This window comes from Nocardiopsis sp. Huas11, from assembly GCF_003634495.1.
Classification (GTDB): Bacteria; Actinomycetota; Actinomycetes; order Streptosporangiales; family Streptosporangiaceae; genus Nocardiopsis.
Genome location: NZ_RBKY01000001.1, coordinates 1,437,395 through 1,450,028, shown reverse-complemented (window position 1 = coordinate 1,450,028; position 12,634 = coordinate 1,437,395). Strand labels below are relative to the sequence as shown.

10 protein-coding genes are annotated in these 12,634 nt (G+C 71.8%); 3 read left to right on the top strand and 7 right to left on the bottom strand.

Annotated features, from left to right (window positions below):
• Positions 1-52 precede the first annotated feature (52 nt).
• Positions 53-256: a cold-shock protein gene (locus tag DFP74_RS06425; RefSeq protein ID WP_053617267.1), complete on the bottom strand. Its 204-nt coding sequence runs from the start codon at positions 254-256 to the stop codon at positions 53-55.
• A gap of 312 nt (positions 257-568) precedes the next feature.
• Complete coding sequence (locus DFP74_RS06420) at positions 569-2,206, bottom strand: dolichyl-phosphate-mannose--protein mannosyltransferase (RefSeq protein WP_121180862.1); 1,638 nt, start codon at positions 2,204-2,206, stop codon at positions 569-571.
• Positions 2,207-2,316: 110 nt separating this feature from the next.
• Between DFP74_RS06420 and rsmI the strand changes: the two genes are divergently transcribed.
• Positions 2,317-3,192: a 16S rRNA (cytidine(1402)-2'-O)-methyltransferase gene (rsmI, locus tag DFP74_RS06415; protein WP_121180861.1), complete on the top strand. Its 876-nt coding sequence runs from the start codon at positions 2,317-2,319 to the stop codon at positions 3,190-3,192.
• A 75-nt stretch (positions 3,193-3,267) separates the two neighbouring features.
• On the opposite strand, the gene secD is transcribed toward rsmI, so the two are convergent.
• Both secD and DFP74_RS06405 read right to left on the bottom strand, forming a co-directional pair.
• Positions 3,268-5,937: a protein translocase subunit SecD gene (secD, locus tag DFP74_RS06410; RefSeq protein WP_121180860.1), complete on the bottom strand. Its 2,670-nt coding sequence runs from the start codon at positions 5,935-5,937 to the stop codon at positions 3,268-3,270.
• Positions 5,938-6,016: 79 nt separating this feature from the next.
• Positions 6,017-6,475 (bottom strand): hypothetical protein, encoded by a 459-nt coding sequence (locus DFP74_RS06405; protein WP_121180859.1) that lies wholly within the window; start codon positions 6,473-6,475, stop codon positions 6,017-6,019.
• Positions 6,476-6,737: 262 nt separating this feature from the next.
• Here DFP74_RS06405 and metG point away from each other — a divergent pair, with 262 nt between their 5' ends.
• Positions 6,738-8,555: a methionine--tRNA ligase gene (gene metG / locus DFP74_RS06400; RefSeq protein ID WP_121180858.1), complete on the top strand. Its 1,818-nt coding sequence runs from the start codon at positions 6,738-6,740 to the stop codon at positions 8,553-8,555.
• Positions 8,556-8,612: 57 nt separating this feature from the next.
• Here the strand turns inward: metG and DFP74_RS06395 are convergent, their stop codons facing one another.
• From DFP74_RS06395 to DFP74_RS06385, 3 genes are read right to left on the bottom strand one after another with little or no spacing between them, the layout of a single operon-like run.
• Positions 8,613-9,026, bottom strand: coding sequence for a GntR family transcriptional regulator (locus DFP74_RS06395; RefSeq protein WP_121180857.1), 414 nt, complete (start codon positions 9,024-9,026; stop codon positions 8,613-8,615).
• Positions 9,023-10,240: a hypothetical protein gene (locus DFP74_RS06390; protein ID WP_121180856.1), complete on the bottom strand. Its 1,218-nt coding sequence runs from the start codon at positions 10,238-10,240 to the stop codon at positions 9,023-9,025. The genes DFP74_RS06395 and DFP74_RS06390 overlap by 4 nt, the downstream gene beginning before the upstream one ends.
• A gap of 27 nt (positions 10,241-10,267) precedes the next feature.
• Positions 10,268-11,488 (bottom strand): hypothetical protein, encoded by a 1,221-nt coding sequence (locus DFP74_RS06385; protein ID WP_121180855.1) that lies wholly within the window; start codon positions 11,486-11,488, stop codon positions 10,268-10,270.
• Between the two features lie 160 nt (positions 11,489-11,648).
• On the opposite strand from DFP74_RS06385, the gene DFP74_RS06380 reads away from it, so the two are divergent.
• Positions 11,649-12,572, top strand: coding sequence for a TatD family hydrolase (locus tag DFP74_RS06380; RefSeq protein WP_121180854.1), 924 nt, complete (start codon positions 11,649-11,651; stop codon positions 12,570-12,572).
• Positions 12,573-12,634: the final 62 nt, after the last annotated feature.

Sequence of the window (12,634 nt, the reverse complement as noted above, 5' to 3'; positions counted from 1 at the left end):
CAGACCAGCCCCCCGCACGGTGGGCGGAGGGCTGGGAAACGCCTGTGTCAGGTCAGGCCGTCCGAACGTCGGCCGCCTGCGGGCCCTTGGGGCCCTGGATGATGTCGAACTCGACCTTCTGGTCCTCTTCCAGGTTCCGGAAGCCGGTTCCCGCGATCGCCGAATAGTGGACGAACACGTCGGGCTGACCACCCTCGACGGCGATGAACCCGAAACCCTTCTCAGAGTTGAACCACTTCACGGTGCCCTGAGCCATGTGCTCTCCCTTGGGGACTACTGCGGGGCCGCACCCTGCTGGCCCCGGGTCGCCGGGCGCCGCACTGACGGGACCGACCCGACAAGCGCCCACGTGCAGTTCCGCGAGGCGCCTCGGGCATCCATGGAAACAACATCAGCAACCAGTTGCAGACATTACCAGGGAGGGCCATGCCCTGCCGAGCCCTTTCCGGTACGAATCGCCTCTTTTCGCGTGTCCTGTTTCGGCAACTCGAAAGTGTTGATTTCCGGGCCCCGGACGACTAATGGAGATCGTCCGGGGCGAGGGTGGGCGACGCACGGCAATAGGCGGTCAGGAAGAGCCGTTGCCGTAGATCCACACGTCGAACCACAGCCGCTGCCGCCAGGCCGGTTCGTCGATCGGATAGGCGGCCAGCACCGGGTACAGATATGCGAAATGGGCGATGATCAGCAGCAACAACACACCGAAGACGACGCCGCCCATCGCGCGCAGGTAGGGCCCGATACGTCGGCTGTTCTCTCCGGCGTCCATCACCAGCCCGAGCATCAGCACGATGGCCAGCACCAGGAACGGCAGGACGGGCAGCGCGTAGAAGAGGAACATCGGACGGTCCGGGAAGGCGAACCAGGGCAGCCATCCCGCCGCCACCGCCAGCAGGACCGCGCCGGCCCGCCAGTCGCGGAAGGTCGCCCACCAGCCGAGCATCACGCAGATCGCCAGCAGGCTGATCCACCACACGATCGGGGTGCCGATGGAGACCACCGAGGCCACGCAGCCGCCCGAGGGGCAGCCCACCGCCTCGCCCTCGTAGGCGAACATCACCGGGGTGCGCATGACCAGCCACTCCCACGGCGCCGAGATGTAGGCGTGGTCGCTCGTCAGCCCGCTGTGGAAGTTCATCATCCGGTGGTGGTAGTCCGCCAGGCTGATGAACGCCTCCAACGGCCTGGCCACCAGCCCCGGCAGCCAGTCCGGGGCCATGCCGTCGGCGAAGTCGCGGTTGTAGCCGCCCCGTGTGACCAGCCAACCGGTCCACGACACCACGTAGACGATCCCGGCGACCACCACCGTCTGGAGGAACGCGGGCACCGCGTCGACCAGCAGCCACCGCCCCCACGGCCTGCGCTGTCCCACACTGCGCCGCGCGCCGTAGTCCCACGCCACCGTCAGCAGGCCGAAGGCCGCCACGAAGAACAGGGCCGACCACTTCGTCCCGATCGCCAACCCGAAGCACAGGCCGGCCGCCAGCCGCCACCAGCGCACACCCAGCCACCACCGTGTCGTGACGTCGACTCCCGCCTCGCTCAGCCGTGCCAGCCGCTCCCGGGTGGCGTCGCGGTCGATCACCAGGCACGCGAAGCCCGCCACCACCCACAGGGTGAGGAACATGTCGACCATCGCGATCCGGCTCAGCGTGAAGTGCAGTCCGTCCAGGGCCAGGATCAGTCCAGCGGTACAGCCCAGCAGCACCGAGCCCGTCATGCGGGTCGCCAGCCGCACCACGATGAACACGGTCGCCACCCCCGCCAGGGCGGCGGCGAACCGCCATCCCTCCGGGGTCATGGACTCGCCGAACGGCAGCAGCGCCCACAACCAGTCGCCGAGCGCGATCATCCACTTGCCGACCGGCGGGTGGACGATGAAGTCGCCGGCGCCGTCGAAGAAGTCCACGGGTCCCCGGCCGAGCAGGTCGTCGGCGTTCTCCAGGGAGTCGTGCTCGTAGCCGAACGCCTGGAGGCCGTAGGCGTCCTTGGCGTAGTAGGTCTCGTCGAAGTAGATCCGGTCGGGCTCACCCAGGCGGTAGAAGCGCAGCGCCCCGGCGAAGGCGGTGACCAGGACGGCGCCCAGCCAGCCCACCCACCAGGTCATGGTGGCCGAGGGGGACAGGCGTGCGCGTACGGCGGCCGCGCGGGACGGTGCGGGCGGGGTCGGCGGGTCGACCTCGGAGGAAAGTGCGGTGGTGGTCATCTCGGCTCGTAGGTTGGGGACGGAGATGGTTGTCCATTGCGGACGGACCGCGAAACCAGGTTTCGGGTGGCGTAGTGAGCCAACCGTAGCGTGACAGGACGGGGATCACAGTGGTTGAGGGTGTAGGCCGTGGGGAGGGGTCCGGGACGTTGACGCTCGCCGGGCTTCCCATCGGGAACTCGGGCGACGCGCCGCCCAGACTGCTGCGCGCGTTGGAGACCGCCCGCGTCATCGCCGCGGAGGACACCCGCAGGCTACGCCAGTTCGCCTCCCGGGCGGGAGTACGTCTGGGCGGGGACGAGGGGGCCAGGGTGGTGTCCTACTACGACGCCAACGAGTCCCGGCGTACCGACGACCTCATGACGGACCTGCGCGGGGGCACGGACGTGCTCGTGGTGACCGACGCGGGGATGCCCGGCGTCTCCGACCCCGGCTACCGGCTGACGGCGGCCTGCGCCGAGGAGGGCATCCTGGTCACCTCCATCCCGGGACCCTCCGCGGTGACCACCGCCCTGGTGGTCTCCGGCCTGCCCACGGACCGCTTCTGCTTCGAGGGCTTCCCGCCCCGCAAGGGGCTGGCGGGCTACCTCGAGGAACTGGCCGCCGAGCGGCGCACCATGGTGTTCTTCGAGAGCCCGCACCGGATCGCCGCCACCCTGGAGGCGATGGCCCGGGCCTTCGGCGCCGACCGGCGGGCCGCGGTGTGCCGCGAGCTGACCAAGACCTACGAGCAGGTGCGCCGCGGCGGGCTGGGCGAGCTCGCGGAGTGGGCGGCGGAGGGCGTGCGGGGAGAGATCTCCGTGGTGGTGGAGGGCGCGCGCAGCCGCCCGGAGCAGGTCGGGTCGGCGGACCTGGTGGCCGCGGTCGCCGCGCTGGAGGACGAGGGCGTGCGCCGCAAGGAGGCCATCGGCCGCGTGGCCAAGGAGTCGGGCGTGCCCAAGCGCCGGGTCTACGACCTCGTGCACGGCGTCACCGAGGTCGACTGACGGTGTGACGACGGACGGGGCCGCCCGGAACGGTGGACCACCGCTCCGGACGGCCCCGTGCGAGGGGCGGACCGGTCAGACGACCGCGCCGTCGCCCTCTTCGCGGCTGGCCTTGGCGGCCACCCGCGCCCGGTTCTTGCGCTCCTTGATCACGTGCGGCGGCGCCGTGCGGTCCCACTTCTGCAGCCAGATGGCCAGCGGGACGGCGACGAACACCGTCGAGACCACACCCGTGCTCAGACCGATCAGCATGGCGATGGAGAAGTCCTGGAGCGAGGTCCCGCCGAAGACGGTGAGGAAGCCCAGGATGATCCACGCGCCGACCGTGGTGTTGACCGTACGCGGCAAGGTGTTGAGCACCGCCCGGTTGGCGATCTCGGCGAACGAGGACTTGTCGTCCTTCGCCCACTCGTCGCGCACCCGGTCGAGCACCACCACCGTGTCGTTGACGGTGAAGCCGATGACGCTCAGCAGGGCGGCGAGGAACACGCCGTCGATCGGCTTGCCCATCCAGATGAACAGCCCGATCACCAGGGCCAGGTTGAACGCCAGCGACAGCATCGTGGAGACACCGAAGGACCAGCGGAAGCGCCAGGCCAGGTAGACCAGCTGCAGGGCGAGCGCGGCGGCGAGCGCGATGAGCGCCCGGTTGCGCAGCTCATCGCCCATGCTCGGGCCGATCAGCTCGTCGCTGACCATCTCCACTCCGCCCGTCGCCGAACCGAGCGCCTCGGTGACGGTCGCCGCCTCGGCGTCGGAGATGTCGCCGGTGCGCACGGAGATGTCGCTGTCACCGGCCTCCTGCACGACCGCGGTGTCCGAACCGGAGAAGTCCAGCCCGGCCACGATCTCGCGCGCCTCGTCCACCGACAGGTCCTCGTCGCCGGTGATCTCGTACTCGATGACGCGGCCGCCGGTGAACTCCACACCCAGGTTGGGCGCCCGCACGAGCGGGGCCGCCAGGGACACCAGGACCAGCGCGGCGGCGGCGATCAGGGCGTGCTTGCGGTACTTCATCAGGCCGGGGTTCTTCTCGACCAGCCACGCGCGCACGGCGCCGATCTTGTTGAGACCGCTGACCGCCGGGTGCTTGCGGATGACGGCGCGGCGCACCGCCCACTCCACGAGCACACGGGCCACCACCAGGGCGGAGAACATCGACACGATGGTGCCGATGCTCAGCGTGACGCCGAAGCCCTGCACGGTGCCGGAGGCGAAGAAGAACAGCAGCGCCGCGGCGATGAGGGTGGTGATGTTGGTGTCGATGACCGCGCTCCACGCCTTCTGGGAGCCCTCGACGAAGCCCTTCTCCAGGCTCGCCGGGATGGCCCTGCGGCGACGGCGGGTGGCGATACCGGACTCGGCCCGCCTGACCTCGGCCTCGGTGGCGTCCTGCATGCCCGCCGACTTGTTGGCCTCGTAGGTCTGCTGTTGTCGCTGGTACTCCTCGCGCGCGCGCTCGAAGATGAGCACGTTGGCGTCGATGGCCATACCGATCGCCAGCACGAAACCCGCCAGGCCCGGCAGGGTCAGGGTGGCCCCCAGGGCCACGAGCACGCCGTAGGCGATGAGCGCGTAGAAGCCCAGCGCGACCGAGGCCAGGAAGCCGACGAGGCGGTACACCACCGTGATGTACAGGGCGGTGAACGCGATGCCCAGCAGGGCCGCGATGGCGCTGGCCTGGATGGCGGCGGCACCGAGCGTCGGGCCGACCGTCTGGCGCTGCACCTCGGTGACCGGCAGCGGCAGCGAGCCGCCCTCGATCAGCACGGCCAGCTCGTTGGCCGACTCGGAGGTGAAGCTTCCGCTGATGGTGGTGCTGCCCTCGCGCTGGCCGACGTCGCAGGCCGCGTCGTTGACGCTGGGCGAGGAGATGACCTGGTTGTCCAGCACGATCGCCACGCGGCGGCGCGGGTCGTTCTCCGGGAAGCAGGCGGCCTGCCCGGTGAGCTCGGCCCACTGGTCGCGGCCCTCACCGCGGAAGTTGACGTTGACGACCCACTCGGCGCGGTTGACCGGGTCCAGCCCGGCGTCCGCGCTGGCGACGCTGTCACCGGGGACGGCGGTCTCGCCGAGCTGCAGGTAGTTGCCCTGCTCGTCGGGCAGGGTCATCGCGACCTGGCTGGGGTCCTCGGCCTCCTGGCCGGTCTGCCCCGTGCCGCCGGTACCGCCCTGGCCGCCCATACCGCCGAGGAGTTCCTGCATCTCCTCCTCGGTCATCTGGGGGGCTTCCTCGGTGCCCTCGGCGCCTTCCGCGGCCTCGTCGGCGGGCGCCTCCTCGGCCCCGCCCTCGGTGTCCGCGGGCGCGCGGGACTCGTCGGCGGGCGCGTTGGCGGAGTCGCCGGGCGCCTGGACGCCCTGGCCGCCGCCGGCGGTCACGCCGAGGACCGGGTGGAAGGACAGCTGCGCGGTCTGGCCGACGATCTGCGCGGCCTCCGTCGGGTCCTGGACGCCGGGCAGCTCGACGATGATCCGGTTCTCACCGGAGCGCGAGAGCGTCGACTCGGCGACACCGAGGCGGTCGATGCGCTGGCGCAGGACCTCGACGACCTGGTCGGTGTTCTCGGAGTTGGCCTCCGTGCCGTCGGCGCCGTCCTGGGTCTCCAGGACGATCTGCGTGCCGCCGCTGAGGTCGAGCCCCAGGCGCGGAGGGATGATCCAGGCCGCGCCGAACGCGACGAGGATGACGAGAAGGGAGATGAGGGCGCGTGTCCAGCGCCCCCCGGCTCCCGATTGACTGGGCAAGGTGAACCTCTCACTGCGAATGGTGGGTACCGGTCGGCGCGCCCGGGCGACCCGGGGCGGGGGAGTGACCGGGAAAGGGTCAGATGAGGGTGTTCGCGGTGGGAGGCGGCGCCCGCGTGGGCGGCAGGTCGCCGGTGTGGTCCTGTTCGGGAACGGGATCGGGGTGCGGGATCGGCAGCGGCCACCAGGGCTGGTCCCACGCGGTCAGCCGCAGGGCGCACGAAGGCACGGCGTCGGGCAGGTCGCGCAGGACGCCGCGATCGCACGTCGTGGTGGGCGGTCCGACCGTCACCTTGGCCTGGGCGACCAGGTCCGCGCGCTGCTCGGCGCTCTGCCGCGGGGTGTCGTCACCGGAGGCGTCCTCGACGGTCGCCGCCTCGAGGGGCGCGCTGACCGGGCCCGGCACGGGGCCGGCCTCGGACTCGCCGGGCCCCGAGGTGACCGGGAACGACAGGATCACCAGCAACACCACGCTCGTGACGAGCGCGGCGGTGTGGTGGGCAGGACGGGGTAGGGCACGGGTAACCGTGGCGACCACCGCCTCAGAGAAGGCCGGGGTGTGCGTGGTACATCGGCGCGCGCCCCGGCGGCGCGCGGCCTCGTTCCGCAGAGCATACGGGTACACGACGCCCGGGGGGAATCCACCCGTCCACCCCTGTGGACGACGCACGCGGACTCCGCGGCCCCGAGCCCCGTACCGAGAAGAACTGCGCCGTGGGCGTCCGTTGGGGGTGGTGGTGGGCGACGGGCGGGATTGCGAGGTCGTAAAAACCGGGGGCCGACCCCTTTAGTCTTGTGTCATGTCGTCGAATCGCCACATCCTGACCGCGGTCGCCTGGCCCTACGCCAACGGCCCGCGCCACATCGGCCACGTCTCCGGCTTCGGGGTCCCCTCCGACGTCTTCTCGCGCTTCCAGCGAATGTCGGGGAACCACGTGCTGATGGTCAGCGGCACCGACGAGCACGGCACCCCGGTCCAGGTGCTGGCCGACCAGGAGGGCGTGACGCCCCGCGAGCTGGCCGACCGCTACAACCGGATCATCGCCGAGGACCTCGTCGCCCTCGGCCTGTCCTACGACCTGTTCACGCGCACCACCACCGGCAACCACTACGCCGTCGCCCAGCAGCTGTTCACCACGCTGTACGAGAACGGCTACGTCTTCACCCGCACCACCCAGGGCGCGGTCTCCCCGTCCAACGGCCGTACGCTGCCCGACCGCTACATCGAGGGCATCTGCCCCATCTGCGGTTACGACGGCGCGCGCGGCGACCAGTGCGACAACTGCGGCAACCAGCTCGACCCGATCGACCTCATCTCGCCCCGGTCGCGGATCAACGGCGAGACGCCGGAGTTCGTGGACACCGAGCACTTCATGCTGGACCTGCCGGCGTTCGCCGAGGTCCTCACGGGGTGGCTCAAGGGCAAGGAGGGCGAGTGGCGCCCCAACGTCCTGAAGTTCTCCCTGAACCTGGTGGAGGACCTCCAGCCGCGCGCGGTCACCCGCGACCTCAACTGGGGCGTGCCCATCCCCCTGGAGGGCTGGAGCGACAACGACAACAAGCGCCTGTACGTGTGGTTCGACGCGGTGATCGGCTACCTGTCGTCGTCCATCGAGTGGGCCAAGCGCGTCGGTGAGCCCGAGGCGTGGCGCCGCTGGTGGCAGGACGAGGACGCCCGGTCGTACTACTTCATGGGCAAGGACAACATCGTCTTCCACTCGGTGATCTGGCCCGCGATCCTGCTGGGCGCGAACGGCGAGGGCGACCGGGGCGGCGACACCGGTCCGCTGGGCGCCCTCAACGTGCCCACCGAGGTGGTCTCCAGCGAGTTCCTCACCATGGAGGGCCGCAAGTTCTCCTCGTCGCGCCGCGTGGTCATCTACGTGCGCGACTTCCTGGAGCGCTACTCCGCCGACGCGCTGCGCTACTTCATCATGGCCGCCGGTCCCGAGACCCAGGACACCGACTTCACCTGGGCCGAGTTCGTGCGCCGCAACAACGACGAGCTGGTGGCGGCCTGGGGCAACCTGGTCAACCGCTCCATCTCCATGGCGGCGAAGAACCTCGGCGAGATCCCCGCCGCGGGCGAGCTGACCGAGGAGGACCAGCGGGTGCTGGCCGCCTCCCGGGCGGCCTTCGCGACGGTGGGCGCGCGCCTGGAGCGGTCGCAGTTCAAGGCCGGTCTCCAGGAGGCCATGCGCACGGTGGCCGAGGCCAACAAGTACATCTCCGACCAGGCGCCGTGGGCGTTGAAGAAGACCGACCCCGAGCGCATGGCGACGGTCCTGCACGTGGCCCTGCAGCTGGTCAGCGACGCCAACACGCTGCTCACGCCCTACCTGCCCGAGTCCGCGAACAAGGTGTACGCGATGCTCGGCGGCACGGGGACGTGGACCGGCATGCCCCGGATCGAGAGCGGCCACGACACCATCGGCGACTCCGACGAGCCGGTCGACTACCCCGTGATCACCGGTGAGTACGCCGACAACGAGGCCCGCTGGGAGTCGATCCCGATCGTGCCGGGCACGCCGCTCGACCGCCCGCAGCCGCTGTTCACCAAGCTCGACCCGTCCGTGGTGGACGAGGAGCTGGCGCGCCTGGAGGGCCCCACCGAGTAGGGCTCGTCCTTATGACGCCACTGTGGGCCCCGGCCGTCGCCAGGGCCCACAGTGCTGTCACCAGCTCCTGCGGACGGCTTCGAGTGCTTCGTCCAGGCCGTGTCCCAGGCCGTGCGCGTGAGCGGTGAACGCGCGCGCGGCCTCCTCCAGGTCCGGCGGCCGCGTCGGTGGCGCCGTGCCCGCGGCGGGCGGGGGAGCGGCGCCGGAGAGCGCCGCGCGCGCGTGCTCACGGGCGTCGTCGGTGACCGAGGTCCCGTGGCGCCTGCGGCTGGAGAGCACGCCGACGGCCTCCAGTTCCCGGAACGCCCGTGCCACGGTGTTGGGTGCCACGTTGAGGTCCCCGGAGAGTTGTCGGATGGTCGGCAGGCGGGCTCCGGGCGCCAGCTCGCCGGACACGACCAGGGCGAGGATCTGTCTGCGGATCTGCTCGTAGGGCGGGAGTGGTCCCCGCGGCTCCACCTCGATGATCATCGGGGGTCCCGCTCGTCGCGGTCCGCCCCGCCGGTGCCCGCGGCGGAGGCCGCGGGCGAGCTCGTGGGAGAGGCCTCGGCCAAGGAGACGAGGGCACGGGTGGAGGCCCTCCACGTCGCGGCCGCCCACACGGCGCACCCCGCGACGGACACGGCCATGCCGGTCAGGGCGAGTACGGCACCGGGCTGGTAGGGGCCCGGGAGCCAGTTCGGCGGCAGGTGGCCGAAGTCGTAGTCCACGTGGCACCTCGGATCGACGGGAAGGAAGGCGTAGGCGGTGCCCGGTACCAGGTCGCCCGCGAGGACGATCTGGGCACCGACGACGGCGAACACGGTACGGGCCGCCGAGAGCCGGCGCAGGGCCCGGTCCGAGGCGGGGGAGAGCGAGCCGATGGCGGGACGTCCGGCCGCCACCAGGACGCCGATCGCGCCCAGGGCCGTGACCACGAGCCCGACCAGTCCGAGCTGACCGATCCCGAGGACGTCCCGGATCTCGGAGAGCCCGAGGTAGCGCACCGGCGGGCACTCGGCCGCGTGGGCCATGACCTGTTCGCCGATGTTGACGGCGACCGCCCCCACGGACACGGCGGCGGTGAGGATGAGGACGCCGGCGACGGTTCCGCGCGAGACCACGGTCGTCACACCGCGTGGACGCAGTTCGGCCTGGTACGTGCGCGACCTGACCCTGAGCAGCAGGTTGGCCGCGAGGTCGCCGACCACGACCGCGCCCAGCAGGGCCACGACGTGGACCGAGGCCTCCAGCGTGTACCGGCGGTCGTGCTCGCCGAGGACGATCAGGACGGCCGTCGCCGTCGCCGCCACCGCCGTGGCCAGGAAGCCCAGGAGGGACGCGGTGCACCACTTGCGCAGGAGCGTCTCCTGGTCGGTCGGGGCGGGCAGGACCTCCTCGCGCAGGGACGCCTTGCGGACGGCACGGACGGACGCGGCGACGCCCATCGCGACGGCCACCAGGAACAGGGTGATGATCGCCCAGTCCACGCGGTAGGCGAACACTGCGACGGCGATGACGACGGTGCCGATCGTGCCCAGGGCCGGTACGGCCCCGAAGGAGCGCGCGAAGGCGCGGCCGCCCCGCGGGCGCAGTGCGGGCAGCACCGTGGCGAGCAGCGCGGACACGATGATGATCCAGGGCAGCAGGCCGCCGATCCACGAGCGCGCCTGGTCGGTGACCAGATCGGGTGTGAGGGCCGACATGTCGGGGTTCCCTTCGGTTCGGGGTGGTCAGCGGCCGTCCGGCGTGCCGGCGGGCTCGCGGGCGGGTGCCTCGGCGAAGGGGGCGAGCGCGCGGACCGTGGACCGCCAGGTCGCGATGGCCCACACCAGGCATCCGCCGAGGGACACGGCCAGGCCGCCGAGGAGCAGCAGCGCACCCGGGTGGCCACCGTCGGGGAGCCAGCCCGGCTGGGTGTAGAGGCTGCTGTGCGTCGGCGAGCACTCCCTGGGATCGGTGGGCCGGATCGCGTAGACGGTCGCCGGAATCAGGTCGCCCGCGAGCACGATCTGGGCGCCCACGACCGCGCACACCGTCCGTGCGGTGGAGAGGCGGCGCAGAGCCAGGTCCCGTGCGGGCTCCAGGGAGGCGATGGCGGGCCGGGCGGCGGCGACCAGCACGCCGACCGCGCCCAGAGCCGTGGTCACGAGCGCGGCGACGCCGATCATGCCCAGTCCGACGGTGTCGGCCCAATCGGAGAGCGCGAGGTCGCGGTAGGGGGCGCACGCGGCGATCACGGTCATGCGGTACTCGCCCACGGCGATCGCGAAACCGGCGCAGGTCACCGCCGCGCAGAGCACGAGGACGCCGACGGCACGGCTCGCGGGCAGCACCGTGGCCACCCCGCGCGGGCGCAGTTCGGCCCGGTAGGTACGGGCCCGGAACCGGAGCAGCAGATTGGCCGTCAGGTCGCCCGCCACGACCGCGGCGAGCACCGCGGCGACCAGGAACGAGGGCAGGAGGAGGACCTCGGGGGCGCCCAGGGCGAACAGGACGAGGATGCCGCCGCCGATCACGGCGACGAAGCCGAGGAGGGAGGCGGCGAACCAGCTCCGGGCGGTGACGCCCTCGTCGAGCGGTGTCGTGCGGGAGGCGCTCTCGCCCCGGGCGGAGACCGCGCGCCGCGAACGCGCCAGGAGCCAGACCCCCACGGCGACGATGACCGTCATCAGGAAGGCGAAGTGCCAGATCCTGAAGTCGCGCACGTACATCTCCGCGGCGATCGTCGCCACCACGGCCGCGGTCAGGCCGAGGAGCGGGCCCACCCGGAACAGGGCGGGTCCGGAGGCTCCGGTGCGGATGCGCAGGGCCGGGAGCGCCATGGCCAGCATCGCGCACAGGGCGATGCCGAGCGAGAGTCCCGCGCCGATGTTCTGGGCGTACAGGAGCTGGGCTGGCAGGGACACGCTGTGCCCCAGGGGGTCGAGGAGGTCCGACGTCAGTGTCCGCACGTGCCGTCCGTTCTGTTCGGAGTCGGTCGATGAGTAATCAGTTAATGTATTAAGTCATTGAGTCAATGCCCTGTCAACCGCCCGGGTCCGCGCGTGCCGGTCATGCGGTGCGGGCACCTAGTATCGAGCCGACGATCGATCGAGAAGGGTGGGCGCAGACGTGGGTAAACGCAGCGGGAGAGCGGTCCGGGAGCGCAACGAGCAGACGCCCCCGCCGGCCCCCGAGCCCCTGCGCGTGCCGGTGGCCGACAGCCACACGCACATGGACATGCAGACGCCGGAGGTCGAGGAGATCATCGCGGCGGCACGCGCCGTCGGCGTGACCCCGCTCGTCCAGGTGGGCGTGGACCTGGCGTCCTCGCGCTGGGCCGCCGAGACCGCCGCCGCCCATCCGGGTGAGGTCTGGGCCGCCGTGGCCCTTCACCCCAACGAGGCGCCGCGGATCGTGCACGGCGACGGTGCCGAGGGCGTCGAGGTCGACGACACCGACTGGGCGGGCAAGGTGCGCGCGGCCGGGGGCGCCGCAGCCCTGGACCAGGCCCTGGACGGTATCGCCGAGCTCGCCGCGCTGCCGCAGGTGGTGGCGGTCGGCGAGACCGGGATGGACACCTTCCGCACCGGGCCCGAGGGCGCGCGGGCCCAGGAGGAGTCCTTCCGCCGGCACATCGACATCGCCAAGCGCCACGGCAAGGCCGTGATGATCCACGACCGCGAGGCGCACGACGACGTCTTCCGGATCCTGGCCGACGAGGGCGCGCCGGAGCGGGTGGTCTTCCACTGCTTCTCCGGGGACGCCGACATGGCCAAGGTCTGCGCCGAGCACGGCTACTTCATGAGCTTCGCGGGCAACGTCACCTTCGCCAGCGCCGAGCCCCTGCGCGAGGCGGCCGCGGCCGCCCCGCCGGAGCTGCTGCTGGTGGAGACCGACGCCCCCTTCCTCACGCCCAAGCCCTACCGGGGCCGCCCCAACGCCCCCTACCTCGTGCCCCACACGCTGCGCGCGCTGGCCGGGGCCAAGGGCATGGACGAGGACGAGCTCGCCGGGGTCATCGCGGGCAACGCCCGTCGCGCCTTCGGGTTCTGAGACCGGCCCCGGGGGCCGCCGCGACCGCGGCGGCCCCCGGGGGATGCGGCGAGGGAGCGCCC

Coding starts and splice junctions, on each gene's coding strand:
- DFP74_RS06425 (WP_053617267.1), bottom strand. CDS start 256: ATGGCTCAGGGCACCGTGAAGTGGTTCAACTCTGAGAAGGGTTTCGGG.
- DFP74_RS06420 (WP_121180862.1), bottom strand. CDS start 2,206: ATGACCACCACCGCACTTTCCTCCGAGGTCGACCCGCCGACCCCGCCC.
- DFP74_RS06390 (WP_121180856.1), bottom strand. CDS start 10,240: ATGTCGGCCCTCACACCCGATCTGGTCACCGACCAGGCGCGCTCGTGG.
- DFP74_RS06395 (WP_121180857.1), bottom strand. CDS start 9,026: ATGATCATCGAGGTGGAGCCGCGGGGACCACTCCCGCCCTACGAGCAG.
- metG (WP_121180858.1), top strand. CDS start 6,738: ATGTCGTCGAATCGCCACATCCTGACCGCGGTCGCCTGGCCCTACGCC.